Origin of the sequence: Aeromonas sp. FDAARGOS 1418 (genome assembly GCF_019048585.1) — a bacterium.
Taxonomy (GTDB): domain Bacteria; phylum Pseudomonadota; class Gammaproteobacteria; order Enterobacterales; family Aeromonadaceae; genus Aeromonas; species Aeromonas caviae.
Window position 1 is genome coordinate 549,745 of the sequence record NZ_CP077387.1, and the last position, 26,369, is coordinate 576,113.

20 protein-coding genes and 1 tRNA gene are annotated in these 26,369 nt (G+C 62.1%); 9 read left to right on the top strand and 12 right to left on the bottom strand.

Annotated features, from left to right (window positions below; all coding sequences use genetic code 11):
- Positions 1-11 precede the first annotated feature (11 nt).
- Both I6L48_RS02670 and I6L48_RS02675 read right to left on the bottom strand, forming a co-directional pair.
- Positions 12-1,382 (bottom strand): phosphatidylserine decarboxylase family protein, encoded by a 1,371-nt coding sequence (locus tag I6L48_RS02670; protein WP_216987752.1) that lies wholly within the window; start codon positions 1,380-1,382, stop codon positions 12-14.
- Between the two features lie 208 nt (positions 1,383-1,590).
- Positions 1,591-1,667, bottom strand: a tRNA-Trp gene (locus tag I6L48_RS02675).
- 202 nt (positions 1,668-1,869) lie between these two features.
- On the opposite strand from I6L48_RS02675, the gene I6L48_RS02680 reads away from it, so the two are divergent.
- From I6L48_RS02680 to I6L48_RS02695, 4 genes are all read left to right on the top strand, one after another.
- Positions 1,870-2,412: a hypothetical protein gene (locus I6L48_RS02680; protein ID WP_039039632.1), complete on the top strand. Its 543-nt coding sequence runs from the start codon at positions 1,870-1,872 to the stop codon at positions 2,410-2,412.
- A gap of 274 nt (positions 2,413-2,686) precedes the next feature.
- Positions 2,687-3,607, top strand: a complete 921-nt coding sequence (gene pyrB, locus I6L48_RS02685; RefSeq protein ID WP_010676005.1) for an aspartate carbamoyltransferase — start codon at positions 2,687-2,689, stop codon at positions 3,605-3,607.
- Between the two features lie 16 nt (positions 3,608-3,623).
- Positions 3,624-4,088, top strand: coding sequence for an aspartate carbamoyltransferase regulatory subunit (gene pyrI, locus I6L48_RS02690; protein ID WP_010676006.1), 465 nt, complete (start codon positions 3,624-3,626; stop codon positions 4,086-4,088).
- Between the two features lie 218 nt (positions 4,089-4,306).
- Positions 4,307-4,798 (top strand): arginine repressor, encoded by a 492-nt coding sequence (locus tag I6L48_RS02695; protein WP_039039633.1) that lies wholly within the window; start codon positions 4,307-4,309, stop codon positions 4,796-4,798.
- Between the two features lie 154 nt (positions 4,799-4,952).
- On the opposite strand, the gene I6L48_RS02700 is transcribed toward I6L48_RS02695, so the two are convergent.
- The 4 genes from I6L48_RS02700 to arcA form a co-directional block, all read right to left on the bottom strand.
- Positions 4,953-6,359 (bottom strand): YfcC family protein, encoded by a 1,407-nt coding sequence (locus tag I6L48_RS02700; RefSeq protein WP_010676008.1) that lies wholly within the window; start codon positions 6,357-6,359, stop codon positions 4,953-4,955.
- 121 nt (positions 6,360-6,480) lie between these two features.
- Positions 6,481-7,485 carry an ornithine carbamoyltransferase gene (gene argF, locus I6L48_RS02705; RefSeq protein WP_041211943.1) on the bottom strand — a complete coding sequence of 335 codons (1,005 nt, stop codon included), beginning with the start codon at positions 7,483-7,485 and terminating at the stop codon, positions 6,481-6,483.
- Between the two features lie 78 nt (positions 7,486-7,563).
- Positions 7,564-8,490 (bottom strand): carbamate kinase, encoded by a 927-nt coding sequence (locus tag I6L48_RS02710; RefSeq protein WP_048209544.1) that lies wholly within the window; start codon positions 8,488-8,490, stop codon positions 7,564-7,566.
- A gap of 62 nt (positions 8,491-8,552) precedes the next feature.
- A complete protein-coding gene (gene arcA, locus I6L48_RS02715; protein ID WP_201985321.1) occupies positions 8,553-9,773 on the bottom strand; it encodes an arginine deiminase in 1,221 nt (406 codons plus the stop codon).
- 746 nt (positions 9,774-10,519) lie between these two features.
- Here arcA and I6L48_RS02720 point away from each other — a divergent pair.
- The gene (locus I6L48_RS02720; RefSeq protein WP_103243883.1) at positions 10,520-10,696 is read left to right on the top strand and encodes a hypothetical protein; all 177 of its coding nucleotides are present in this window, start codon (positions 10,520-10,522) and stop codon (positions 10,694-10,696) included.
- 742 nt (positions 10,697-11,438) lie between these two features.
- On the opposite strand, the gene I6L48_RS02725 is transcribed toward I6L48_RS02720, so the two are convergent.
- The 6 genes from I6L48_RS02725 to I6L48_RS02750 form a co-directional block, all read right to left on the bottom strand.
- The gene (locus I6L48_RS02725; RefSeq protein ID WP_039039635.1) at positions 11,439-13,172 is read right to left on the bottom strand and encodes a methyl-accepting chemotaxis protein; all 1,734 of its coding nucleotides are present in this window, start codon (positions 13,170-13,172) and stop codon (positions 11,439-11,441) included.
- 57 nt (positions 13,173-13,229) lie between these two features.
- Complete coding sequence (gene mglC / locus I6L48_RS02730; RefSeq protein ID WP_010676014.1) at positions 13,230-14,240, bottom strand: galactose/methyl galactoside ABC transporter permease MglC; 1,011 nt, start codon at positions 14,238-14,240, stop codon at positions 13,230-13,232.
- 15 nt (positions 14,241-14,255) lie between these two features.
- A complete protein-coding gene (mglA, locus tag I6L48_RS02735; protein ID WP_216987753.1) occupies positions 14,256-15,776 on the bottom strand; it encodes a galactose/methyl galactoside ABC transporter ATP-binding protein MglA in 1,521 nt (506 codons plus the stop codon).
- 52 nt (positions 15,777-15,828) lie between these two features.
- Positions 15,829-16,815, bottom strand: coding sequence for a galactose/glucose ABC transporter substrate-binding protein MglB (gene mglB / locus I6L48_RS02740; RefSeq protein WP_010676016.1), 987 nt, complete (start codon positions 16,813-16,815; stop codon positions 15,829-15,831).
- Between the two features lie 219 nt (positions 16,816-17,034).
- Complete coding sequence (locus tag I6L48_RS02745) at positions 17,035-20,109, bottom strand: beta-galactosidase (RefSeq protein ID WP_216987754.1); 3,075 nt, start codon at positions 20,107-20,109, stop codon at positions 17,035-17,037.
- Positions 20,110-20,760: 651 nt separating this feature from the next.
- The gene (locus I6L48_RS02750) at positions 20,761-21,765 is read right to left on the bottom strand and encodes a substrate-binding domain-containing protein (protein WP_042882348.1); all 1,005 of its coding nucleotides are present in this window, start codon (positions 21,763-21,765) and stop codon (positions 20,761-20,763) included.
- A gap of 216 nt (positions 21,766-21,981) precedes the next feature.
- On the opposite strand from I6L48_RS02750, the gene galE reads away from it, so the two are divergent.
- The 4 genes from galE (at position 21,982) to I6L48_RS02770 (ending at position 26,343) form a co-directional block, all read left to right on the top strand.
- Positions 21,982-22,995, top strand: coding sequence for a UDP-glucose 4-epimerase GalE (gene galE, locus I6L48_RS02755; protein WP_113069157.1), 1,014 nt, complete (start codon positions 21,982-21,984; stop codon positions 22,993-22,995).
- Positions 22,996-23,044: 49 nt separating this feature from the next.
- Positions 23,045-24,103, top strand: coding sequence for a UDP-glucose--hexose-1-phosphate uridylyltransferase (locus I6L48_RS02760; RefSeq protein WP_216987755.1), 1,059 nt, complete (start codon positions 23,045-23,047; stop codon positions 24,101-24,103).
- Positions 24,100-25,248 carry a galactokinase gene (galK, locus tag I6L48_RS02765; protein WP_216987756.1) on the top strand — a complete coding sequence of 383 codons (1,149 nt, stop codon included), beginning with the start codon at positions 24,100-24,102 and terminating at the stop codon, positions 25,246-25,248. The genes I6L48_RS02760 and galK overlap by 4 nt, the downstream gene beginning before the upstream one ends.
- Before the next feature lie 87 nt (positions 25,249-25,335).
- Entirely contained in the window at positions 25,336-26,343 is a 1,008-nt protein-coding gene (locus I6L48_RS02770; RefSeq protein WP_216987757.1) for a galactose-1-epimerase, read from the top strand.
- Positions 26,344-26,369 lie beyond the last annotated feature (26 nt).

The following is a 26,369-nucleotide window of genomic DNA, read 5'->3' on the forward strand; positions in this document are numbered from 1 at the left end:
CGGCGGCTGGGTTATTTGACCCGCGCCAGCGCCGTGTTGATCCTCAGGTTGGTCGCTTCCAGCCCCGGCTGCTGGCCGTAGAAGTCGAACGCCAGCTCGACACCGGGGCGACACAGCAGGCAGTGGGTGGAGCCGCCGAAGTGGAACATGCCGAGCTGCTCCCCCTTCGCGATCCGCTGCCCCGGCTGCACCGTCACCTCGCAGCTCGACACCTCGGCCATCCCCACCGGCACCACGCACATCAGGCCGATTTTGGGGTTGTCCGCCTCGATAAAGATGAGTGCCCGGGTCGCCACTGCGGTGAGGAAGGGCTGGGACTGGTTCGGGGCGCTGGGGTCGGGCCCCGCCGGGCTGTCGAAACCCTGGTGGCGGTTGGCCAGGTAGTAGCTGCCGTTGACCACTTTGACCGAGCGCACCGTGCCGCTCACCGGGCTGTGCCAGCGGTGATAGCTGAGGGCGCTGAGGAAGGCCTGATAGAGGGTGCCCCCCTCGAACGCGGCGACGCGCGGGTCGAAGTCCAGCAGGTTGTCCAGGGAATAGGGCTGCCCCTTGAGCCAGAAGGCGTCCTGCCGCCTTACCCCGGTCACCACCTGCAGCGGGGCCGACTCGCAGGCGTTGGCGATCACGCTGTCATCGTCCGGGGCCGTCACCGGCCGCACGCCGGGGCAGAAGCGGCGGGTGAAGAAGTCGTCCCAGCTGGCGAAGCCCTCGTATTCCTCTCCCGGCACGGTGTGGAAGATCCCCTCGAAGCGCTCTGGGGTGGGGTTGTCGCCGGCCCCGAGCGCCCCCTGCGCCACCTTGACCATCTCCCGTTTCGCCACCTCCCCGAGCCAGGGGACGATCAGGGTCTGGCGATCCAGGGGGCTCACCGACTCCGTCAGCACATAACGGGACGCGGGACTTTGCAGGAAGTCGGCCCAGTATCCGAGGATCTTGCGCAGTTGCTGGTTCACCAGCGCATTGGCAAAGAAGTCGTACCCGGCGGCCGTCGCCATGGGCCAGTTGAGCAGGGCATTGATGGGGAATCCGATCAGCCCGGCGGGCTCCTGGGTCTGCACATCTTGATAGGCTTCCGGGGCCGTGGTCATGATGCCGTTGAGCAGCTGCAGGAACTCATCGAAGCTGCGCACCTGGACCTGACCGAGCGGCGTGCTGTGCTCGTGCTGCCACGCCTCGTCAAACATCCCCTGGGCCTGCTGGTGCAGGAGAGGATCCTGCTCCACCAGCGCCTTCAGTCCGGCGATCGGGGCCACCAGCGGGCGAGGCTGGCGGGTGACCGCCTGACGCAGCCGCTGTACCCAGCGCGCCACATGGGCCTGATCCCGGGGGACCCAGCCACCGGCATGGGCATGGGGGGGGCGCGTATCCACTGCCTTGTTCATCGCTCTCTCCTTGTTGAAGCTCCTTGGGCCCGCCGGATGCGATGCGCCTGAGGGCGCCATCTGGCAGGAAGCAAGGTGTAGCACAGGGGAAAAGCGGCCTCCATTGACAGAAATGGCAGCGGCGAAGCGGGGAAAAGAGGCTAACGGAGGCGGTGGCAAACGCCGGAAATGCGAAAGGCCAGCTCAATGAGCTGGCCTTTCTGAAAAATGGCAGGGGCGGCAGGACTCGAACCCGCAACCATCGGTTTTGGAGACCGCTGTTCTACCAATTGGAACTACGCCCCTGCAACAAACGAGGCGTAGTATACAAAGCGGAGGTCAAAGGTAAAGGCTTTTTTTCTCACTTTCGATGCGATCGAACAAATGACGAGCAGATCCCCGCAATTCCAACAAGGAGCGGGGGTAAGCTGCTGTATTTGCAGCCCCGACGGGGTAGGAATGGGACACAAATGGGGGTAGGGTGAAACCAGGCTCAGGGAGGCTGCCCATGCTCAATTACCGACTGCTGCAACAGCTTGCGCCCCTCAACTTCCGGGATGAGCGCAAGACGGAGACCCTGGCCGACTATCTGGACAGAGTCTCTCCCCTGGTGCCCTCCATTCCCTCCAATGTGCTCGCCCAGTGGATTTACCGTCATTGGCGCGGTTTTGAATCCAACTGGAGCTTTATCGATCTCGCCAGCCACCAGTTCGAGTGCGAGCACTGGCCCACCGCGCAGATTATCGAGCAGATAGACTCCCGCCACATGGAGGTGATCGATCGCTGGGGCGAGATGCTGCGCAGCAACCGCTACGTGCGCCGCTCCTGGCTCGGCGATGACATGCTGCGCCGGGGCACCTGGTCCGAGCCTGTCATCGTCCTCGCCACCGCCCCGGGAACCTGCTACCCGGACGGTCACCCCCTGCCCCATCCCTACTGCCTGCTGGAGGGGCACCACAGGCTCGGCTACCTGCGCAGCATGGCCGCCGATGGCGCTCCTTTGCAGGCGCAGCACGCACTCTGGATTTGCCGACCCGTTCGCGACACTTAAACGTTTTTCTGGCCAAATCCTGCCTATGAAATAAATTTTTGACAATTCAAAAACCAGCCCTATAATCGGTGCGGTTTTGAAAAAGGTCGGGACAGGACAATGCCGTTTTTGATGAAAAAAGCAGCCTTGCAGACGGGTGGAGCGCACCAGAGCGGCCCCGTTGTTTCCGGTTCCCGTCCCACAGATCCCCCGTTTTTTTTGAAAAGAGCCCCTGTTTCAGGGGCTTTTTTTTGTGCCGGAAAAACCTTCATTGATGCCAAAGGGAATGCAGACGATGACCAATCCACTCTATAACAAACACGTCATCTCCATCTCGGATCTGACCCGGTCCGACATGGAACTGGTGGTCGCCACCGCACAGCGGTTGAAGGCCGAACCCGACAGCCGCCTGCTGAAAGACAAGCTGGTCGCCAGTTGCTTCTTCGAAGCCTCCACCCGCACCCGTCTCTCCTTCGAGACCGCAGTCCAGCGCCTGGGCGGCAACATCATCGGCTTCGCCGACGGCGGCAACACCAGCGCCAAGAAGGGCGAGACTCTGGCCGACTCCATCAAGATCATCAGCTCCTACACCGATGCGGTGGTGATGCGCCACCCGAAGGAAGGGGCAGCCCGTCTGGCCTCCGAGTTCTCCCGGGTGCCGGTCATCAACGGCGGTGACGGCTCCAACCAGCATCCCACCCAGACCCTGCTCGACCTCTTCTCCATCCACGAGACCCAAGGCAAGCTGGACGGCCTCAACGTCGCCTTCGTCGGTGACCTGAAGTACGGCCGCACCGTCCACTCCCTGGCCCAGGCCCTGAGCCTGTTCAACTGCCGCTTCTTCTTCATCTCCCCGGAGGCGCTGGCCATGCCGGACTACCTCTGCGAGGAGCTGGAAGAGAAGGGCATCCGCTTCAGCGTGCACGAGACCATGGAAGAGGTGATGCCGGAGCTCGACATCCTCTACATGACCCGCGTCCAGAAGGAGCGCTTCGACGAGACCGAGTACAAGCACATGGCCGCCAAGTTCGTGCTGGAGCTGGCGACCCTGGAAGGGGCCAAGCCCACCATGAAGATCCTCCATCCCCTGCCCCGGGTTGACGAGATCGAGGTCGCCGTCGACAAGACCCCCCACGCCTACTACTTCCAGCAGGCGGAGAACGGGGTCTATGCCCGCCAGGCACTGCTGGCACTGGTACTGAACGAAACCGTCTAAGGGAAAGGGGAACATCATGTCCGAGAAGAACCAACTGCAAGTCGAAGCCATCCGTCACGGCTCCGTCATCGACCACGTCCCCGCCGGCCAGGGCATCAAGATCCTCAAGCTGTTCCAGCTGATCGAGACCCAGGAGCGGATCACCGTCGGCTTCAACCTCAAATCCGGCGCCCTCGGCAAGAAGGATCTCATCAAGATCGAGAACACCCGTCTGACCGAGCAGCAGGCCAACCAGCTCGCCCTGTTCGCCCCCAAGGCGACCGTCAACATCATCGAAGACTTCGTGGTGGTGAAGAAGCACCAACTGGCGCTGCCGGAGTTCATCGAAGGGGTCTTCCACTGCCCCAACTCCAACTGCATCTCCCACAACGAACCGGTGGAGAGCTACTTCCGGGTGCGCGAGGTGAAAGGGGCGGTGCGGATGAAGTGCAAATACTGCGAGAAGTCCTTCACCCAGGACATCGTCAGCGAACGCTACTGATTTCCTGCCGACAAAAGATATCCATGTGGGCCCCATCGGGCCCATTTTTGAACCCTGTCACATCACTTATTCCCCCTTTGGTTATAATTTGCCATCCCGTAATGGATATACCTCGCTCATCCCCTGCTTGAGTGCTCCTCATTAGTGTTTTTCGCTATGAAAAGCCGGAACGACAGACTGGGCGAGACCGCCATCGCTCATCGCCAAAGGAAGTCGCCATGGTCAACACCCTCAGCCGCCCAGCAGAACCAGAGTCCGACCTGGCCCAGCTCGACGCCTGCCGCCAGATCATCGGCCAGCACTGCTACAGCACCCAGGAGGAGATCCGCCGCGAGCTCTCCGCCCGCGGTTTTGCGGACATCAGCCAGTCCACCATCTCCCGCCTGCTGCGCCGTCTCGGGGTCGCCAAGGCCCAGAACGCCAACGGCAAGAAGGTCTACACCCTGGTGGACGAGCAGCTGGAGCCCGCCGGCAGCACCCGCTCCATCCACGACATGGTGCGCGCCGTGGTCCACAACCAGCAGATGGTGCTGGTGCATACCACCCCGGGGGCCGCTACCGTGGTGGCTCGCCTGCTGGATCGCAACGCCAATCCCGAGATCCTGGGGGCCGTGGCCGGCAACGACGTGGTACTGATCGCCCCGCGCCACATCAGCCGAACCCGCCAGGCTCACGCTGCCGTGGTGCGCACCCTGGAAAACGCCCGCTGACCCCTGCTGGATGCCAGAAGGCGACCCCGGGGTCGCCTTTTAGTTGCCCGCGCGGCAAGGAGCCAAGCCACGTGAGAGGCCGGGCGCCCCGCTTTGCCAGCCATCAAAAACGGGAGCCCCAGGCTCCCGTTGTTGTCCCTATGTCTGTCGGCATTCATGCCAGCACGGCGCCCAGGCTCAGGCAGAGCACGATCAGCACGGTCAGCATGCCGAGCAGCGGGGCCACCCACTTCAGCCAGCGCACATAGGGCACCTTGGCAATGGCCAGCCCCCCCATGACCACGGCGGAGGTCGGGGTCACCAGGTTCACCAGGCCGGAGGCGGACTGGTAGGCGGTGACCACCAGCTCGCGGCCCACGTTGGCGAAGTCGGCGAGCGGCGCCATGATCGGCATGGTCAGCACCGCCAGACCGGAGGAAGAGGGCACCAGGAAGGAGAGCACCACTTCCAGCACGAACATCACGTTGATGAAGACGATGGTGGAGAGGCCGGTCACTATCCCCTCTGCACTGTGCAAAATGGTATGGGTGATCATGCCGTTATCCATCACCACCACGATACCGCGGGCGATACCGATGATGAGGGCCACGCCGAGCAGATCGCGGGCACCGTCGATGAAGTTGGAGGTCAGCTCCTCCTCGCTCATGCGGGAGATGACGCCGACGATGATGGCGGCAGCCAGGAACACGCCGGAGATCTGCGCCATCCACCAGCCCAGCACGGCCACCCCGTAGATCATCACGGCAAAGGCGGCGACGAAGATACCCAGCACGATCTTGCGGGTGGTGGTGAACTCCAGCATCTGGTCGCTCTTGTTGCCGAGGAAGTGGGCACGGTTCTCTTCCCACTTGTCGGCCACCAGGGATTTGCTGGGGTCGCTTCGCACCATCTTGGCGTAACGCATCACATAGGCCACGCAGATCAGCCAGCCGGCCACCAGCATGGCGACCCGCAACCAGATGCCGTCGGTGAAGGAGATGCCGGCCGCGTTGGCGGCGATCACGGTGGCGAACGGGTTGATGGTGGAGCCCAGGGTACCGATACCGGCCCCCAGCAGCACGGTCGCGGCAGCGACCACGGGGTCGAAGCGGGCGGCCATCATTACCGGCACCAGCAGGGTGTAGAACGGCAGAGACTCTTCCGCCATGCCGTAGATGGTGCCCCCTGCGGCGAACAGCGCCATCAGGATGGGGATCATCCACTCTTCACGGCCACGCAGGCGATCGGTGACGCGCTCGATACCAGCATCGATGGCACCTGTCTTGGTCACGATGCCAAGGAAGCCACCGATGATCAGGATGAAGAGGGAGACGTCGATGGCGCCAGCCTCATAGGTGTCGTGGTTGTAGAGACCGTCGATGGGTGCCAGCAGCACGTCGACGATCCCCTGGGGATTGGCATCCACCAGCTTGTAGGTACCGGCCACCGGCACTTCCTTGCCGAGGGCCTCGTTCATGGTCATCTCGTATTTGCCGGCCGGCACTATCCAGCTCAGGGCGGCCACCAGGGCGATCAGCACAAACAGTATCGTGTAGGCTGACGGGAACTTGAATTTGGTCATGGTCCAGCTTCCTTCTGTGGGTGTGGTATCCATGCAGGCTGCGGGTCGTAGGGTTGGAGGTATTATGCCGCTGTCACATGGTTGAAAAGCCGGGGGTCACCCCCCGGCACCACTGACGACGTCAGTCGCCCAGCGTAGCCACCATCACTGCCTTGATGGTGTGCATCCGGTTTTCCGCCTCGTCGAACACGATGCTGTGCTCGGATTCGAACACGTCCTCGGTCACTTCCAGGCCCTTCATGCCATATTTGTCGGCCACTTCCTTGCCCATGGTGGTCTCGTCGTTGTGGAACGCCGGCAGGCAGTGCATGAACTTCACATCCGGGTTCTTGGTCGCGTTGATGACGTCCATGTTGACCTGATACGGGGTCATCAGCTTCACCCGTTGATCCCAAGCTTCCTTCGCTTCACCCATGGAGACCCAGACGTCGGTGTAGAGGAAGTCGGCACCCAGCACACCCTCTTTCACGTCTTCGGTCAGGTGGATGCGCGCACCGGTCTCTTCGGCGATGAGGCGGCAGGTGGCAACCAGCTCCTCTTCCGGCCAGAAGGCTTTCGGCGCCACCAGACGGATGTCCATGCCCATCTTGGCGGCGCCCACCATCAGGGAGTTGCCCATGTTGTTGCGGGCATCACCCAGGTAGGCGAACTTGATCTGATCCAGACGTTTGCCCTTGCCGTGCTCCAGCATGGTCATGAAGTCCGCCAGGATCTGGGTCGGGTGGAATTCGTTGGTCAGGCCGTTCCAGACCGGCACACCGGCGTGGGCCCCCAGCTCTTCGACGATCTCCTGGCCGTAGCCGCGGTATTCGATGCCGTCATACATGCGGCCCAGCACCCGGGCGGTGTCCTTCATGGACTCCTTGTGACCGATTTGGGAACCGCTCGGGCCGAGGTAGGAGACTTGCGCGCCCTGGTCGAAGGCCGCCACTTCAAACGCACAACGGGTGCGGGTGGAGGTCTTCTCGAAAATCAGGGCAATGTTTTTGCCGGTCAGGTGTTTGCGCTCATAGCCACCGTATTTGGCTTTTTTCAGGTCGATGGCCAGATCGATCATGTATTGGATTTCGCGCGGGGTGAAGTCCAGCAGTTTCAGGAAGTTACGGTTACGCAGATTAAAAGCCATGATGAGTTCTCTCTATATTTGTTCAGACCAATTTGGCAGTGTTATTGACTACGCAGTTGTTCAGACCAGAGCCTTGGCTCAGGCATTGACGGTATTGGTGGCGACGATGTTGGTGCCGGCTTCCCCCTTGAGGATGGCGAGGCCATCTTCCAGGGAGCCGATGCCGACCATGCCGCCGGTCGCCTTGACGAATTCGCAGGAGGCTTCGACCTTGGGCCCCATGGAGCCGGCATCGAACTTGACGCCGGCCAGCTCGTCCGGGCTGGTGACCCGCAGCGGACGCTGGGTCGGTTTACCCCAATCCAGATAGACGGCATCGGCATCGGTCAGGATCAGCAGGGCGTCGGCCTTGATCTGCTTGGCCAGGTAGGCGGCAGACATGTCCTTGTCGATGACGGCCTCGATGCCGGTCAGGCTCTGGCCATCCCAGGTCACCGGGATGCCACCACCACCGGTACAGATGATGAGGTGACCCTGGGCAATCAGGGTTTCGATGGCGTCGCCTTCGACGATGCGCTGGGGCAGCGGGGACGGCACCACGCGGCGGAAGAACTTGCCGTCGGCCTTGACCGACCACTGCTTCTCGGCAGCCAGGGCGCGGGCCTCCACTTCTTCATAAACCGGGCCGATAAACTTGGTCGGGTTGGCAAACGCCGGATCCTGGGGATCGACCTGCACCTGGGTCAGCAGGGCGGTGACGTTGCGGCTCGGCATCAGGTTCTTCAATTCCTGGATCAGCATGTAACCGATCATGCCCTGGGACTCGGCACCCAGCACATCCAGGGGATAGGGGGAGACCTTGGTGTAGGCGCTGTTCTGCAGGGCCAGCAGGCCGACTTGCGGGCCGTTGCCGTGCACCAGCACCACGTTGTAATCCTCGGCGATGCGGGCGATGGTCTTGGCGGCGGTGGCGATGTTCTTGCGCTGGATGTCGGCTTCCAGAGGTTCACCGCGGCGGAGCAGGGCATTGCCCCCCAGGGCGACGACGACAGTTGGTTTTTTCATGGGTGTTACTCTCGAGTTCGGGTGTGTGTGGCGCCAGCCTCTGCCGGCGCCACGCCGTCTTGTCAGATACCGTCACGTTCCATCGGGCAGCTCATACAGCGGGCGCCGCCGCGGCCACGTCCCAGCTCTTCACCCGGGATGGGCAGCACAGTGATGCCGGCCTTGTCGTACTTCTCGTTGGTGTAGGTGTTGCGCTCGTAACCCACCACTACGCCGGGGCGCACGGTCAGCACGTTGTTGGCGTCGTTCCACTGCTCCCGCTCGGCCTCGAAGCTGTCGCCGCCGGTGGTGATGAGCCTGAGCTGATCCACCCCCAGCGCCTTCTCGATGGCGGTCACGAAGTAACCCTCTTCCTTGATGTTCATCCCGGTGGCGCCGCCCGGGGTCAGGCTCCAGCAGTTCACATCCTTGCGGATGACTTCCGGATAGACGGAGAAGGTGTCGACATCCATGTGGGTCATGACGGTGTCGAGGTGCATGCAGCTACGGTGTTTCGGCAGCTCCATGGCGATGACCTGTTTCGCCTGACCGTGCTTGAACAGGCTGCGGGCCAGATGCTCCACCCCTTGCGGCGTGGTGCGCTCGGACATGCCGATGAGCACGGCGCCACGGCCGATGACCAGGACGTCGCCCCCTTCGATGGTGGAGTTGTCGTAGTCGCGCTCCTCGTCACCGAAGTACTTGATGAACTCCTGACCGGCAAACTGCGGGTGCCAGCGGTAGATGGCCTTCACGTGGTTGGTCTCGCGACGACGGGCGGCCTTGGCCATGGGGTTGATGGAGACGCCGCCATAGACCCAGCAGGAGGTATCGCGGGTGAAGAGGTGGTTGGGCAGCGGTTCGATGATGAAATCGGTCGGGGCATGCATGCCGACCACCATGTTGACGCCGCTGTAGGGCATCTCGGAGTAGGTCAGGCCGCCGGAGAGGATGCGGGCCAGCTCGCGGTGAGGCATGTCCGCCAGGAAGCAGCGCACGTCGTTGGCCAGGGCAGTGCCGAGGCGATAGTCGGAGATCTGGTGTTGCAGCAGCCAGGCTTTGGCTTCCGGCACGTCCAGGGTTTCCGCCAGCAGATTGGTCAGGAGGAAGACTTCGACATTCTGATCGCGCAGTACCTGAGCGAATTTGTCGTGCTCCTGACCGGCACGTTCCACGGACAGGACGTCGTCAAACAGCAGATCCTGGCAGTTGGAAGGGGTCAGACGCTTCAGACTGAGGTTGGGGCGGTGCAACATGACACGGCGCAACTGGCCAACTTCAGAACCTACATAAAATTTGCTCATGATGATATTCCGTCTAGCAGTGGTCCCTGCGAGTGATTGAATAGATTCCTTCTATTCAGGCTCGTGACTAAGGCGGGATATTCTTTATGTAGGGTACTCGGCTTGTGTTCTATCCTGCCCTTGCCTTTCGACGCAGAGATTAGGTCTGGCAACTCCACCAAACTTGGACATTGATCACATTCACCCGAGACTGCATAAATTCAGAAGTTAATTTATGATGGAGTTTACATATCTGACATTTCCCTCACCCTCCATCCGGCATAAATACGCAATAAAGCCCCAATATATTCCACAAAGAACGCAATTTCATTCATCCATGATATCCATAAATGGATATCCACAAATAAAAAACATTAAATAAATCATTATATTAAAATAAAATCGCTCATTTTTTGAATAAAGTTCACCCACCTTTGAATTTATCCTCGCTTATCATCCCGTTTGCTCCCACATAAATAATCACCTGCTCCTTTATCGCTGAATAATCTATCTCTTGTCCCAGATCATGGCGGCCTGCCCGGGCCAGATGGCGAGCCTCATTGCCAAGTCGTGTGCACTATCTCTTTTATATGGATATGCATTTTGCACGCATCCTGATGGCGGCTTTTTCACCGACCGGAGTGCAACCGGGATTCAAAGTTTTTTCATTAGTTGAATTTTTTCAGTCACCTTGCGCCGATTTCGGGTTCGCCTTAACTCAAGAAGTGATGCTTGTCACATTCGTTCCCGTCACCAAGGAGATAACCATGAAGATCCCGTCGCTGTTTCTGTTCGTCGCCCTGGTCCTGCCCATGACACCGGCCCTGGTGCATGCCCAGGGAGCCCCCGCCATGCCGCTGGTGGTCTGTCACGTTGACCAGGCACCCCAGATGCTGGTCCCCGCCTACCTATGCCAATGGCACGGTGGCAGCCAGCATCCCTGACCCTCTCGCCCAAGGGGAGGCGATCTCCTCTTGGGTCATCCCCGCTTTCCCTCCTTTATCTCCTGAATGGGATCCGGACCACGCCACCTGCATCATGCCCGTTGCTCTCCTCCACCCTCATCTGCGATCGACACTGACCGGCCTCCCCGGATTCTGAACCGCAGTTAAACGCCTTGTGAGATATTCGCCATCGACTGCGTAAGCAAAGTGCCAACAAAATTCTCGCCATAGTCGGAAGATGCGCGTGAAAAAACAGCATAAGAGATCATTAAAACCATGATTTTAAAAAAGATAACTTCATTATCCTTTCGCGGGAAACCAGTTTGAAAAAAACGTTTTTCAGCATGTCATTGTCGCCCTGCGCGAAATCCTTATAGTTACTCCTGCACGGACGCAATGAAGTCGGTCAGGAAGACTGGCTGCCAGGGTTGGGCAAATGGACTCACCACAGGATGTGGTAAAGGACACCTCCCAGGACGGAGAAAGTGCGACGGGAACGGATGACTCGTCAGGCCATGATGGCTAAAGGACACCCCAAAGGATTGGGAAGGGGAAACCTAAAGGAAGAGGTATAGTCAGGGATTGCAGGGAGCAACTTCGTTCAAGGATATGAGCGATAAGACTATCGGGGGCGACGCAAGTCGCCCCCATCTTTTTTGGGCCTTTTTCACGTCAGCCCGCTGATGGGTCACCCCGGCCACGATATTGCTGGCCAGGGTACCCGGGACTCGCCCAGCCGGCGCTATTCCAGCCGGAAGTGCCCCACTATCTCCCGCAGCCTGTCATAGGTGCGCTGCATGGCATTCGAGCTGTCCACGGTGCGCTCGCCATTCCCCTTGAGCTGGGTGATCACCTCGGCGATGGCACTCATGTTGCGATTGATCTCCTCGGCGACGGCACTCTGCTCCTCCGCGGCCGTGGCGATATGGCTGATGAGATCGTTGATCTCCACCACTTCTCCCGCCATCAGATCCAGTGACGCATTCACCTTGCTGGTGTTTTCCGCCGCATCCTGGCAGCTCTGCCGGGTGTTGCCCATGGCGGCCACCACGGTCTGGGTGCCCCGTTGCAGCCGGGTCAGCATGGTCTGGATCTCGGCAGTGCTCTTCTGGGTGCGTCCCGCCAGAGAGCGCACTTCGTCCGCCACCACCGCAAACCCCCGCCCCTGCTCACCAGCCCGGGCCGCCTCGATGGCGGCGTTGAGGGCCAGCAAGTTGGTCTGCTCTGCGATGCCACCGATGACCCCGAGAATCGAGCCTATCTGCTGCACATCCTGCTGCATGGCTTCGATGGAGTGTGCCGTGGCCTCCACCTCCGTCACCAGCGCAGTGACGCTGGCCATGGCCTGATCCACCACCTGACGCGACTGGTTGGCCAGTTGCTGGCTCTGGCCGGTCAGCTGGGCAGTATTGGCCGCGCTCTCCGATACCGAGACGGCAGTACGGCTCATCTCGTTGATAGCGGTGACCACCTGTTCGGTCTCCCGCACATGCTCGGCCAGCAGGCCCTGGGCTGACCCCGTCTGCCTCGCCAATGCCGATATCCCTTCATTGAGCTGGCCGCTCGCTTGTCTCACCTCCCCCATCATGCCCTGCAACTGCTCGATGAAACGGTTGATGCCCGCCGAGATCTGGCCGAGATCATCCTTGCTGGTCACCGTGAGCCGGCGGGTCAGATCCCCATTGCCCTGGGAGAGCTCCTGTACCAGGTCGCGCAGGGAGAGGATGGGTCTATAGGCCAGATTGAGGGCCACCATGGAGAGGGCCAGTACCAGCGCCGCCACCCCGAGCAGGGCCAGGGTGATCTTGCCGTTGAGCGCCTGGGTCATGGCCCGGATATAGTCGAGATCCACATAACCGGTCAGGGTCCACTCGCTGCCGCGAATATCCAGCTTGTTGGGGCGGCTCTCGCTCTCTCCCTGGGGCTTGCTGCTGTAGAGCACCTGTCCCTGACTGTCGGTGAGGGAGAAGTAACGCCCTTCTCCGCTTACCTTGGTCAGCAGCGTCTTGAATTCGCTCATGTCGAGGTAGTAGAGGTAGGCGGAGTCTGCACCGCGCGGCACCAGGATGGAGATGACGGGTTTGCCGTCCAGCTGCTCCAGCGGGCTGACGGTGATCTGGTTGTTGGCGGCGGGGATCAGCTTGCGCAGGGCGTCAACCCTGGCCTTGTCGTCGATGACCCCGTTCGCGTCGAATGCCATGTCGCCAATGAGCTTGACGATGTTGTGAAAGCCGGTCTCCTGCAGCGCCTTCTTGACGCTGGTCACCCCGAGGTTGAGGTTGGCGGCCAGCAGCACCTTCTGGTTGATGTCACCCGCCAGCTTCTCCCTGACCAGGGTGATCTGCTCGTTGATGTTCTGGGTGGCCTGGGTGCGGATGTAGCCGCTGATGAAATGGTTGACGCTGAACCAGGCGGTACCGATGGTGACCAGAATGGCGAGCAGCAACAGCACGTTGATTTTGACTTTGAATGCCATGGTATGGGTCCCTCCAAAGAGAAAGGGCCGGGATGACCCGGCCCTCCCTGCCAATACTTACTTCTTCTTGGCGTACTTCATGGAGTCCAGGGCTACCGCCAGGATGATGATGCCGCCCTTGATGATGAACTGCCAGTAAGGGCTGACACCGATGTAGGTCAAACCATAGTTGATCAGCGTGAAGATAAGTACGCCGGTGATCACACCCGCGACAGTTCCCACACCGCCGGCAAACGAAACGCCCCCCACCACGCAGGCCGCGATGGCATCCAGCTCGTACATGAAGCCGAGGTTGTTGGTGGCACTGCCGATCCGCCCCGCTTCCAGCATGCCGCCGAAGGCGTAGAAGACACCGGCCAGGGCATAGATGACCACCAGGTTGACGGCGACGTTGACGCCGGACACCTTGGCCGCTTCCGGGTTGCCACCGATGGCGAAGATGTTCTTGCCAAAGCGGGTCTTGTTCCACAGCACCCAGACGAAGACGCTGGCGATGGCCGCATAGAAGGTCAGGTACGAGAGCTTGAACCCGCCAATCCGGATGAAGCCCTGCGCAAAGTTGGAGAAGCGAGGATCAAACCCGGCTACCGGAGAAGCCCCCACGGAGTCGAAATAGAGGGAGTTGATGCCGTAGACGATGATCATGGTGCCCAGGGTGGTGATGAAGGGCGTCACGTTCAGGTAGGCGACGATCAGGCCGTTGACCAGACCAATCAGGGCCCCCACCACGCACACCAGCAGGATCACCGCCGGAATGGGTACCTCCCCCAGGGTGGGGAAGACCTTGTTGACGTTGGTCAGGGCCTGCAGCATGGTGGCCGCGATCAGCGCCGCCAGACCGACCTGACGACCGGCGGACAGGTCAGTACCCTGGGTGATGATGATGCCCGCCACCCCGAGGGCGATGATGACCCGCACCGAGGACTGGGTCAGGATGTTGCTGAGGTTGGTGAGGCTGAGGAAGGAGGGCTCCTTGATCACGATGATCATGAGCAACACCAGCAACACCACATAGATGCCGTTCTCTTTGAGCGCCTGCATCAGATTGAAATTTTTAGCCGACTCCATAATGTCTTCCTGTCTTTATAGGTACAGAGATGCCAGGCGCAGGATCTCGCTCTGGTCAGTTTCTTTGGTGTTGACGATCCCCGCGACCCGGCCATTGCTCATGACCATGATGCGGTCCGTGATGCCGAGCAGTTCCGGCATTTCGGAGGAGATGATGACGATGCCCTTGTCCTTCTTCGCCAGCTCCAGGATGAGCTGGTAGATCTCGAACTTGGCGCCGACGTCGATACCCCGGGTCGGTTCATCCAGCATCAGGATCTCGGGCTGGGTCAGCAGCCAGCGACCGATGATCACCTTCTGCTGGTTGCCACCGGAGAGGGAGCCGATCTGGGTCTGCTGGGTCGGTGTCTTGACCCGCATGGAGTCGATGACCCACTGGGTATCGCTCTTCATCTTGTTGTCGCTGAGCAGCCCCATGGATCCCTTGTAGTTGTCCATGTTGGCGATCAGGGAGTTGAAGGCGATGTCGAGGCGTGAATAGATCCCGGTAGAGCGGCGCTCCTCGGTCACCAGGGCGAAGCCGTTCTGGATCGCCTCGTGGGCGTTGTGGTTCGCCACCTCTTTGCCGTGCAGCTTGATGGTCCCTTCGCTGCGATCGCGGATGCCGAACAGGGTCTCCACGATGTCGGTGCGCTTGGCCCCCACCAGACCGGCGATGCCGAGGATCTCCCCCTTGTGCAGGTTGAAGGTCACGTCCTTGATGGAAGGCTGGTTCTTGGCCGTCAGGTGCTCGACCTCGAGGATCACCTCTTTGGGCTGGTTGGTTTTTTCCGGGAAGCGCTGGGTGAGCTCGCGGCCGACCATCATGCCGATGATCTGATCCATGGTCATGCCCTGGAGGGGCTGGGTCGCCACCCACTGGCCATCCCGCAATATGGTGATCTCGTCACAGAGCTGGAAGATCTCTTCCATCTTGTGGGAGATGTAGACGATGCCGCACCCCTTCTCCTTGAGCTTATTGATGATCTTGAAGAGGTGGTTGACCTCTTTCTCGGTCAGGGAGGAGGTGGGTTCGTCCATGATGACGATCTTGGCGTCATAGGAGAATGCCTTGGCAATCTCGATCATCTGCATCTGGGAAACCGACAGGGTGCCGACCTTGACCTTGGGGTCGATGTCGATGTCCAGCTCCTCGAAGATATGCTTGGTGTCCTGATACATCTTGCCGTGGTCGACAAACAGTCCCTTGGTGGGATAGCGGCCGAGCCACATGTTGTCCATCACGGTGCGTTGCAGTACCAGGTTCAGCTCCTGGTGCACCATGGAAACGCCATTCTCCAGCGCCTCTTTGGACGAGGTGAAGTTGATCTCCTGTCCCTTGAAGAAGATCTTGCCCTGATCCTTCTCGTAGATGCCGAACAGGCACTTGAGCAGCGTGGACTTCCCTGCGCCATTCTCGCCCATCAACGCATGCACAGAATGAGGACGGACCCGTAAATTGACATTATCGAGTGCCTTGACGCCAGGAAAGCTCTTACTGACGTCAATCATCTCCAACAGCCATTCTGATTGTTGCCGTGTTGTCATATCAGCCATCACATCTGGTTGAAAAGAGGGCAAGGGGATCTCCCTTGCCCTGAGGGGGGAATTACTCGAATTGGGACAGGTTGTCTTTGTCTACGCCCACGTAGGCAACGCGGACGACCTTGTTGTCGATCTTCCAGTTGGTGCCTTCACCGGCCGGCTTGCCTTCGGCCAGGTTCTTGGTCAGCTCGAAGGTGGCCTTGGCCTGGTTGGCCGCATCGTTCAGCACGGTACCGGCCATGGCACCGCTCTTGACCATGGCCAGGGCTTCCGGCAGGGCGTCAACACCGAACACCGGGATGGCGGTCTTGCCCTGGGCCTTCAGGGATTCCACGGCGCCCATCGCCATGCCGTCGTTGTTGGCGATGACCACTTCGATCTTGTTGGCGTTCGGACCGGAGATCCAGGCGTCCATCTTGTCCTTGGCCATGGCGGTATCCCACATACCGGTATCCATGTGCAGCTGCTCGGTCTTGATGCCGCCATCGTTCAGGGTCTTGACGACGTAGGTGGTGCGGGCTTCCGCATCCGGGTGGCCAGGCTCACCCTTGAGCAGCACGAACTGGATGACGCCATCCTTGTTCAGATCCCACTCGGGGTGCGCTTTCCAGTGCTTTGCGATCAGCTGGCCCTGGATGATGCCGGACTCCTTGGAGTCGGTGCCAACGTAGTAGGCCTTGTCATAGCTGGCCAGGTCGGCCGCGCTCGGTTCCTTGTTGTAGAAGACCACGGGGATCTCGTCCGCACGGGCTTTCTCAATCACGACAGGGGCCGCCGCCGGGTCAACCAGGTTGATGGCCAGGGCCTTCACGCCCTTGGCCAGCAGCACGTCGATCTGGTCGTTCTGCTTGGACTGGTCGTTCTGGGAGTCGTTCATCAGCAGTTCCACACCCGGGGTGGCCGCCGCTTCTTTCTCGATGGCCTTGCGCACCACGGCCATGAAGTTGTCGTCGTACTTGTAGACGGTGACCCCGATACGGGTATCGGCCTGGGCTTGGGCTCCCGCCATCAGTCCCATCAGCAAGGTGGCAACTGTCGTGAGTTTTTTCATTGTTATGCTCCGATCTCTATCTGTTTTTTGTAGGGAATGCTGTACACCGTTTGAGCTGGCGCCAGCCTAATGTAATCAGTTTGTTGTGAGGCGGTCTGTGATCCTGGCAACAAAATGAAAACGTTTACACTCTGTTACATAGCCGTAATATTGTTAAAAATTAAATAGTTACGTGAGAAACTGCCTTTGGGTCTCGCCATCTCGCGACGGCGGGTCCGGCTAGCTCAGACGGCAGTGCCAGTGATAACGCCCCGGCAACAGCCAGAACTCGGGCCGCACGCTCTGGCTCCAGGAGTCGTCGCCTCCTACCCCCATGTGGAAGCCATCGAGGCACAGGTGCGTGCCCCCCAGAGCCACCAGATCAGTCTGGTGACGGGCTTCGGCCAGTTGCTGCTGACTGTAGCGGCTGACGCTGAAGTGGAAGCGCCCCTCCACCGCCAGATCCCCCAGTTGCAGTGCGCGGGTATCGCAGCGCAGTCCGTTGTCGGTGGGGAAGACATAAGGGGTGTGCAACGCCTCGATGGGCAATTGCCAGCGACCGAGATCGGCGGCGAGCCGGCGATCCGGGTAATTCTCGTGGGGGCCAAGCCCCAGCCAGCTCACCGGGGCACCTTCGGCCGGTTCATCGGCCAGCCAGAGCCGGGCACCGATGCGCGGCAGGGAGGGCATGTCGGCGGCCACCTCCACCTCGATGGCGAGGTGCATGACTCCCTCCCCGTCCATCCTGTGATGCCAGCGGGTCAGGATCTTCGGCTCGTCACCCACGAAGTAGCCGTGGTGCGCCGTGATAAGCCCCAGCTCCGGACTCGCCTCCAGGCCGAGACAGCGGTGCTGCAGATCATTGAGTCCGGCCTCCTGCCAGCGGGCAATCCAGGCGTTGGGATCGGCGTGATCCGCCTCGCTGGTGCCGATATCGTTGTCGAGCGGCGCCCGATAGAAATGATCGGCGATGGCGTCGCGCAGCCGCTCGCGGCCCTGCTTCTGCCAGCTGACGATGCGACCACTGGCCTTGTCGAGCTGCCACAGGGAATCTGCGGCGCCAAGCACCCAGTGATCGCGCAGCTCTGTCAGGCTGACCGCCGGGCAGGCCGACGGCAGCGCCATGGGCGCGGGCAACAGGCATTGCTGGCGAGCCACCTCGTGACCCGCTCCGGCCCAGGCCGTGGCGGTGGGCTGCACGATGGCGAGATCCAGCCAGGCGAGCGCCCCCGGCGCAAAGGCCGGCAGTTGCTCCAGCAGGGTCAGCGTCACGCTCCCCCGGGGGGCCAGCTCGAGCGGGCATTCACCCTGGCTCACCACCACGCCGTCTTCACACAGACGCCACAGCAGGCGTTCGTTGTCCGTCTCGCGGAACAGGTATTCGCTGCGGATCTCCACCGTCAGCGGCTGGCGACCCTGCAGGGTCAGAACGAAGGGCTGCTGGGCACGCCGGGCTTCAAACAAGGAGGGATGGGGGGTGCGATCGGGGAACAGCAGGCCGTTGCAGCAGAACTGGCGATCGTTGGGAGTGTCGCCAAAATCGCCACCATAGGCCCAGAAATGGCGGCCATCGTCGGTCTGCTTGTCCAGCCCCTGATCGACCCAATCCCAGACAAACCCACCCTGCAGCCGCGGATGATCGCGAAATGCCTGCCAGTAATGGGCATAGCCCCCCAGGCTGTTGCCCATGGCGTGGGCGTATTCGCACAGGATCAGCGGCCGGGTCTCTTCCGGCAGGCCGATCCACTTGGCCAGCGCCCACTTGGGCACCGCCGGGAAGGGTTGATCCTGATGGGTACGGGCATACATGGGGCAGATGATGTCGGTGGCCGGGGTGTCGGCCCCGCCCCCTTCGTACTGCACCGGGCGGCTGGGGTCCGCCCCCTTCACCCAGCGATACATGGCGTCGTGGGCCGGGCCATAACCGGATTCATTCCCCAGGGACCAGATGATGATGCAGGGGTGGTTGAAGTCCCTGGCCACCATGCGGGTGACCCGCTCCAGGAAGGCGTTGCTCCAGGCGGGATCCCGCGCCAGCCGCCCCATGGGGGTCATGCCGTGGGTCTCCAGGTTCGCCTCGTCCACCACATAGAGGCCGAGCCGGTCGCACAGGCGATAGAGCTCGGGGTGATTGGGATAGTGGGAGCAGCGCACCGCGTTGAAGTTGTGCCGCTTCATCAGCAGCAGATCCTGCTCCATGTCGGCCGGGGTCACCACGTGACCCGTGGCGGGATGGTGTTCATGGCGATTGGCACCACGAATCAGCAGGGGTTGGCCGTTGACCCGCAGCAGGCCGCCACGGATCTCCACCGCCCGAAAGCCCACGTCATGGGCCTCGCTCTCGAGGACGCTTCCTTGCTCGTCCAGCAGGGTCAGGGTCAGGCGATAGAGGTGCGGGGTCTCGGCGCTCCACTTGTGTGGCGCCGTTACCATCAGCCACAGCTCGGCGCGATCGTCATACACCCCTTTCTCGTCGATGGCCTGGGTGCCGATCCGCTGGCGCAGGGTCGCAACCCGCTCGTCGCCATCATAGAGGTTGGCCTCCACCGACAGACCGGCTCCGTTGGCCGCCTGCAATTCAACCTTGAGGCGGGCATCCCGGTAGCAGGCGTCGAGCTCTGGCGTCACCCGGATATCCATCAGATGACGGGCCGGTTTGTGCAGCAGGCTGACTGAGCGGAAGATGCCGCTCATGCGCCACATGTCCTGATCTTCCAGATAGGAGCCGTCAGACCAGCGCAGCACCAGGACGGCGAGGCGGTTGGCCCCGGCCTGGAGGAAGGGGGTCAGATCGAATTCCGCCGGCAGCCTGCTGTCCTGGGAGTAACCGACCCAGCGGCCGTTGCAGAAGAGGTGAAACGCGCTGTCCACTCCGTCGAAGATGATCCGGGTCTGCCCCTCGGCCAGCCAGTCCGCAGCAACGGTGAACTCGCGGGAGTAGCAACCGGTGGGATTCTCGGCAGGCACCCGGGGCGGGTCGCAGGGAAAGGGGTATTTGATGTTGGTGTAGATGGGCACATCCGTGACGGGCCGCGCCCCCGGATAGGCCGCAGCCAGTTGCCAGTTGCCCGGCACCTTGATGGGGCAGGCATCTGGCAGATCCTCTACCAGCCACTGCTCCGGCACCCGCTCCGGGGCCTCGAACCAGGAGAACTGCCACTCGCCGTCCAGCAGCAGGCGGGAAGGTGACAACCCCCCTATCCTGGCTTCCCCTTCACTGCGCCAACTGGACAAGGGGGTATGGGCTGGCAACCGGTTCACGGCGGTGATCCCCTGGGTCTGCCAATCCTGACGGGCCACTATCTCCCTGAGCATGCTTCACTTCTCCCTGCATTCACGCTGAAAACCACTGCAGTGTAGGAGAGTTTTGCCCGGTGATCGGCGATCCCGCTCACACAGATGTAAACGATTACACTCGTTTTGTTAAGTAAAACGGAGTAAAAATCGGATAAATCCGAGTAAATAACCCCACGGGGGAAAAGCGGACCTTCGGAAGGGCAAAAGATGCCCGGGAGTGTGAAACCGGGAGGCAATGGCCGAACCAGCTGAGCAAGCCATGGCAAAGACCCGACATCACGCCCCCCCCCCCGCTCCATCAGGCGCTGGAGCGCCTCAACCCGGTTCCGGGCACGCACGCAGCCCGGCCTCTCGAAGGAGTGTGCAGAGGCCACGAGAGCCCCTGCCCGGCGCAGAGAAAAGCCATGGCGAGCGTCTGGCAGGATCTGGCTGGAAGTGAGGCTCGGCAGGCCGGGGGAGAGGGGCTCGTGACAGACGAGCGGGAAGGACTGGCGAGTTCGGCAGGCAGGGAGCGTGAGGGGACGGTTCTCACTCCTCAGACAGTCCTTTATGGTCTGCGCTAGCCATGCTCTGAGCTATCTATCGTCTGAGCTATGGGGGCGCTTTATATGCTGCAGTACGGGTTCGCCAGGTGCAGCGCTTGCGCCGACGGGGGCGCAAGCGCTGCGATCAGGACCTGACGGGAGCGACCGAATGGCGGTTGATCAGGGTGGGGGTATAGATGCGGCTCTGCACCGATTCGCTCTCCCCTGCGGCGAGTTGCAGCGCCAGCTTGGCCGCCTGGGCCGCCATCAGCTCGATGGGATAGCGCATGGTGGAGAGCTTGGGTCTCAGGTATCTGGCGTAGATGATGTCATCGAAGCCTACCACCGACACCTCTTCCGGCACCTTGAGGCCGTTGTCCGCCAACACAGAGATGGCCCCTGCCGCCATGGCGTCGTTGTAGGCCACCACCGCCGTGATGGGCAACCCCTTGGCCAGCAGGTTGAGCATGGCGCGCTCGCCCCCCTCTTCATTGGGCATGCCGCTCTCCACCAGCTCGGGATCGGCGAAGACCTCCGCCTCCGCCAGGGCATCCTGATAGCCCTGGTGGCGCAACAGCGCATCCTCGATGGCGTGATCCGAGCTCAGGAAGGCGATATGGCGGTGGCCGAGATCCAGCAGATGACGGGTGGCGGTCGCCGCACCCTGGCGGTTGTTGAGAGCGATGCAGCGCCCCCTCAGACTCGGAATGTCGCGGTTGATCAGCACCATGCCGGGGGCGCGCAGGGCGTAGTCGACCAGCTCCTCGTCGCTGAGCGCCTTGCTGTGCACCACCAGTGCCTCGCAGCGTTTGCCGATGAGCAGCTCGATGGCCTCCCGCTCCTGCTGGGCGCGGTGAAAACCATTACCCATCAACAGGTGCAAGCCCTGCTCCACCGCCACCGCTGCGACCCCTTTGACCAGGGCGCCGAAGAAAGGATCCGCCACGTCACCCACCACCACTCCCATGGTGTCACAGGTCTGGCTGACCAGGGCCCGCGCGTTGGCGTTGGGGGTATAGCCCAGCTCGGCCATGGCCTTCAGCACCACCTCGCGGGAGGCGGCACTGGCCTTGGGTGAGTTGTTCATCACCCGTGAAACCGTTGCCACTGACACATTGGCCAAACGGGCGACATCCTTGATGGTGCTCATGCTGTTTTCACTTATTTCACGCTGCGACTGGCCGCATTATACCGTTCAATGTCACTGATAACAGGGGGAAAAATCAGAACTTGCCACATTGGTCGATGAAAACAAGTGTAATCGTTTACACATATTTGTTAAGCAGCTCACAGTTTGCCCGTCAGCCCCTCGGCTAGACTCCTGCTCAGGCTTTCCTGATGCGAGGAGTTGAGGGTGGAACAACGGATGAAAGTACTGGTCACCGGCGGTTGCGGCTACATCGGCAGCCACACCTGTCTGGCCTTGCAGGCCGCAGGCATGGAGCCCGTGGTGGTGGACAACCTCTGCAACAGCAAGGCGAGCGTCCTGACCCGTGTCGCCGCCATCAGCGGGCGCGAGCCCCGCTTCTACGTGGGGGACATCCGTGACCCGGCCCTGCTGGATCGCATCTTCAGGGAGCAGCACATCGACGCCGTGATCCACTTCGCCGCCCTCAAGGCGGTCGGCGAGTCGACCCGCATCCCGCTGGACTACTACGAGAACAACCTGAGCGGCACCCTGGTATTGCTGCAGGCGATGAAACGGGCCGGGGTACGCAATCTGGTGTTCAGCTCGTCGGCCACCGTCTACGGCGATCCCGCCAGCACCCCGATCCGGGAGGATTTCCCCCGCAGCGCCACCAACCCCTATGGCCGATCCAAGCTGATCATCGAGGAGATCCTCGAGGATCTGCAGCGGGCCGAGCCCCACTGGAGCATGACCTTGCTGCGCTATTTCAACCCCGTCGGCGCCCACGAGTCCGGCACTCTGGGGGAGGATCCCCAGGGCATCCCCAACAATCTGATGCCGTTTTTGACCCAGGTCGCCATCGGCCGGCGCGACTGCCTCTCGGTCTTTGGTAACGATTACCCAACCATCGACGGCACCGGGGTGCGCGACTACATCCATGTGATGGATCTCGCCGAAGGGCACGTCAAGGCTCTGGAACACTGCGCCGGACGGGGCGGTGTCCACGCCTACAACCTGGGCACGGGCCAGGGCCAGAGCGTGTTGCAGATGGTCGCGGCGTTCGAGGCCGCCTGCGGTCGGCCCCTTCCCTACCGGATCGAGCCACGGCGCCCCGGCGACATCGCCGAGTGCTGGGCCGATCCCGCCAAGGCCGCTCGGGAACTGGGCTGGCACGCCAGCCGGGATCTCGCCGCCATGTGCGCCGACAGCTGGCGCTGGCAGTCCGCCAACCCCAATGGTTACGAGGCGTAGGCCCTGGCCTGCGCCTTCGGATGTATTCAACTCACAGACTGGAGTGATGATGTTCAACCCCGTTGATCACCCCCACCGCCGCTTCAACCCGCTCACCGGCCAGTACGTGCTGGTCTCCCCTCACAGGGCCAAGCGCCCCTGGCAAGGCCAGGTCGAGAAGGTGAGCCTGGCGCCGAGCCAGGCCCATGATCCCGACTGCTTCCTCTGTGCGGGCAACACCCGGGTGACCGGCGATATCAACCCCGACTATCAGGACACCTTCGTCTTTACCAACGACTTCGCCGCCCTGATGCAGGACACCCCGGCCGCCGACGCGGCGCCGGATCCCCTGCTGAAGCTGGAAGCCGCCCGGGGCACCAGCCGGGTCATCTGCTTCTCGCCGGATCACGGCAAGACCCTGCCCGAGCTGCCCCTGCCCGCCATCGAAGGGGTGATCACCACCTGGATGGACCAGGTGGCCGAGCTCTCTGACCAGTGGGAATGGGTGCAGGTGTTTGAAAACAAGGGCGCCGTCATGGGCTGCTCCAACCCGCACCCTCATGGCCAGCTCTGGGGCAGCGACTTCCTGCCCAACGAGATTGCCCGGGAAGAGGCTCACCAGCGCGCCTGGCTGGCCGAACACGGCCGCCCCCTGCTGCTGGACTATGTGGAGCGGGAGCTGGCGGATCGCTCCCGCATCGTGGTGGAGACGGCCTACTGGCTGGCGGTGGTGCCCTTCTGGGCGGCCTGGCCGTTCGAGACCCTGCTGCTGCCCAAGGCCCATGTCCCCTCCATGCTGAATCTCACCCGGGAACAGCAACAGGACCTGGCCATCGCGCTCAAGGAGCTCACCAGCCGCTACGACAATCTGTTCCAGTGCAGCTTCCCCTACTCCATGGGCTGGCACTTCGCCCCGCCCCGTTCCGACTGCCCCGAGGCGTGGCAACTGCACGCCCACTTCTATCCGCCCCTGCTGCGCTCCGCCACGGTGCGCAAATTCATGGTGGGCTTCGAGATGCTGGCCGAAACCCAGCGCGACCTCACCCCGGAACAGGCGGCGGAACGGCTGCGCGCCCTCAGTCCCATCCACTACAACGACCAGAACCAGGCCAACGAGGAGGCCCTATGACCCCGAGCCAGCGCGTCAGCGCCGTGTTTGCCGAGCAGTTTGAGCAACAACCCGACCTGCTGGTACGGGCTCCAGGCCGCGTCAACCTCATCGGCGAGCACACCGACTACAACGACGGCTTCGTGCTGCCCTGCGCCATCGACTACGAGACCTGCGTCGCCATCGGCCTGCGCGGCGACAACCTGGTCGAAGTGATCGCCGCCGACTACGACAACCAGCGCGACCGGTTCAGTCTCGATCAACCCATCGAGCACCACCCCAGCCAGCGCTGGAGCGACTACATCCGCGGCGTGGTGAAACACCTGCAGGCACGGGGCCACGCCCTGCGCGGCCTCAATCTGGTGGTCTCCGGCAACGTGCCCCAGGGGACGGGTCTCTCCTCCTCCGCTTCCCTGGAGGTGGCCATCGGCCAGGCCTTCAAGGAGGCCCAGGGGCTGGCCATCAGCCAGGCGGAAATCGCCCTCAACGGCCAGCAGGCGGAGAACCAGTTCGTCGGCTGCAACTGCGGCATCATGGATCAGATGATCTCCGCGAGCGGCAGGCAGGATCACGCCCTGTTGCTCGATTGCCGTTCCCTGGAGACCCGGCTCATCCCCATGCCCACCGATCTGGCGGTGCTCATCGTCAACTCCAACGTGCGCCGCGGCCTGGTGGACAGCGAATACAACACCCGTCGCCAGCAGTGCGAAACCGCCGCCCGTCACTACGGGGTCAAGGCCCTGCGCGACCTGGATCTGGCGACCCTGGAAGCGGGCAAGGTCGGTCTGGACGAGGCCTGCTATCGCCGTGCCCGCCACGTGGTCGGCGAGAACGCCCGCACTCTGGCGGCGGCCGATGCGCTGGCACAGGGCGATCTGGTGCGCCTCGGCGAGCTGATGGGCCAGTCCCACGCCGCCATGCGGGATGACTTCGAGATCACCGTGCCCCCTATCGACGGCCTGGTGGAGATCATCAAGGCCCGGATCGGCAGCGAAGGCGGTGTGCGCATGACCGGCGGCGGCTTTGGCGGCTGCGTGGTCGCCCTGCTGCGCCCCGAGAAGGTGGCCAAGGTGATCGCCGTGGTGGAGGCGGAATACCCGGCCCGTTTCGGCCTCAAGGCGGACTGCTACGTCTGCCGTGCCAGCGCAGGGGCCGGCAGACTGTAACGCACGCCTGACAACGGGTGACGCCCCCTGCCCGGCACTCGCGACGCCGGCAGGGGGCGACGGGATCACGACGGGGAACCGCAAACCATGATGAGATTCGAGCTGGAAAACGAGGAGGGACTGCGGCTGCGCGGTCTCACATACGGGGCCACCCTCACCTCCCTCACCCTGCCGGTGGCGGGAGAGCGGCGGGAGGTGCTGCTGGGTTGCGCCGACGAGGCCTACCTCACCCAGCAGGTATGGCTGGGGGCCGTGGCGGGGCGCTTTGCCAACCGCATCGGCGGCGCCCGCCTTGAGCGGGAAGGCCAGTGCTGGACGCTGGACGCCAACCAGGGGGCCAACTGCCTGCACGGCGGGCGCGACGGGTTCCATCGCCGCACCTGGCAGATCAAGGAGCAGGAGGCGGACAGGGTCAAGCTGGCGCTCCTCTCCCGGGCGGGGGATCAGGGCTTTCCCGGCAATCTGAGGGTGAGCCTGGAGTATCGGCTGGAGCAGTGCGATCTGGTGGTCGACTTCTGCGCCAGCACGGACGCCCCCAGTCCGGTCAGCCTCACCAGCCACGCCTACTTCAACCTGGATGGCGGTGGCGACATCCGCCACCACACCATCAGCCTAGACGCCGACCGCTACCTGCCCACGGATGACCAGAGCCTGCCGCTGGCCATCGCCCCGGTGGAAGGCCCCTTCGATCTGCGCGCCCCCCGCCCCATCGGCCAGGCGTGGCTGGACCACCCCCAGCAGCAGTTGGCCAAGGGGTACGATCACGCATTTCTGCTCAACAATAACGATTTTGAGCCTGCTGATGAGCCGTTTGGTGGGACCAATCAGCCATGGGCCGCCCGGGTGATCTCGGGGGATGGCAAGCTGACCATGGCGGTCTACACCAATCAGCCCTCCCTGCAGTTCTACAGCGGCAACTGGCTGACCGGCACACCGGATCGTCAGGGCCGACCCTACCGGGATTACGACGGCTTCTGCCTGGAGGCCCAGCAATTGCCCGACAGCCCGAACCGGCCCGCCCTCGGCGATCCCTGGTTGCTGCCGGGGCAGCGTTATCGCCACCAGACCCGTTATCGCTTTATTCCTGCCCCCTGACAGCCCCGCTCGGGCAGACGAAGGGG

Bases quoted from the DNA above. Each gene is read 5' to 3' on its own strand.
- I6L48_RS02670 (WP_216987752.1), bottom strand. From the start codon at position 1,382: ATGAACAAGGCAGTGGATACGCGCCCCCCCCATGCCCATGCCGGTGGC.
- I6L48_RS02680 (WP_039039632.1), top strand. From the start codon at position 1,870: ATGCTCAATTACCGACTGCTGCAACAGCTTGCGCCCCTCAACTTCCGG.
- pyrB (WP_010676005.1), top strand. From the start codon at position 2,687: ATGACCAATCCACTCTATAACAAACACGTCATCTCCATCTCGGATCTG.
- pyrI (WP_010676006.1), top strand. From the start codon at position 3,624: ATGTCCGAGAAGAACCAACTGCAAGTCGAAGCCATCCGTCACGGCTCC.
- I6L48_RS02695 (WP_039039633.1), top strand. From the start codon at position 4,307: ATGGTCAACACCCTCAGCCGCCCAGCAGAACCAGAGTCCGACCTGGCC.
- I6L48_RS02700 (WP_010676008.1), bottom strand. From the start codon at position 6,359: ATGACCAAATTCAAGTTCCCGTCAGCCTACACGATACTGTTTGTGCTG.
- argF (WP_041211943.1), bottom strand. From the start codon at position 7,485: ATGGCTTTTAATCTGCGTAACCGTAACTTCCTGAAACTGCTGGACTTC.
- I6L48_RS02710 (WP_048209544.1), bottom strand. From the start codon at position 8,490: ATGAAAAAACCAACTGTCGTCGTCGCCCTGGGGGGCAATGCCCTGCTC.
- arcA (WP_201985321.1), bottom strand. From the start codon at position 9,773: ATGAGCAAATTTTATGTAGGTTCTGAAGTTGGCCAGTTGCGCCGTGTC.
- I6L48_RS02720 (WP_103243883.1), top strand. From the start codon at position 10,520: ATGAAGATCCCGTCGCTGTTTCTGTTCGTCGCCCTGGTCCTGCCCATG.
- I6L48_RS02725 (WP_039039635.1), bottom strand. From the start codon at position 13,172: ATGGCATTCAAAGTCAAAATCAACGTGCTGTTGCTGCTCGCCATTCTG.
- mglC (WP_010676014.1), bottom strand. From the start codon at position 14,240: ATGGAGTCGGCTAAAAATTTCAATCTGATGCAGGCGCTCAAAGAGAAC.
- mglA (WP_216987753.1), bottom strand. From the start codon at position 15,776: ATGGCTGATATGACAACACGGCAACAATCAGAATGGCTGTTGGAGATG.
- mglB (WP_010676016.1), bottom strand. From the start codon at position 16,815: ATGAAAAAACTCACGACAGTTGCCACCTTGCTGATGGGACTGATGGCG.
- I6L48_RS02745 (WP_216987754.1), bottom strand. From the start codon at position 20,109: ATGCTCAGGGAGATAGTGGCCCGTCAGGATTGGCAGACCCAGGGGATC.
- I6L48_RS02750 (WP_042882348.1), bottom strand. From the start codon at position 21,765: ATGAGCACCATCAAGGATGTCGCCCGTTTGGCCAATGTGTCAGTGGCA.
- galE (WP_113069157.1), top strand. From the start codon at position 21,982: ATGAAAGTACTGGTCACCGGCGGTTGCGGCTACATCGGCAGCCACACC.
- I6L48_RS02760 (WP_216987755.1), top strand. From the start codon at position 23,045: ATGTTCAACCCCGTTGATCACCCCCACCGCCGCTTCAACCCGCTCACC.
- galK (WP_216987756.1), top strand. From the start codon at position 24,100: ATGACCCCGAGCCAGCGCGTCAGCGCCGTGTTTGCCGAGCAGTTTGAG.
- I6L48_RS02770 (WP_216987757.1), top strand. From the start codon at position 25,336: ATGATGAGATTCGAGCTGGAAAACGAGGAGGGACTGCGGCTGCGCGGT.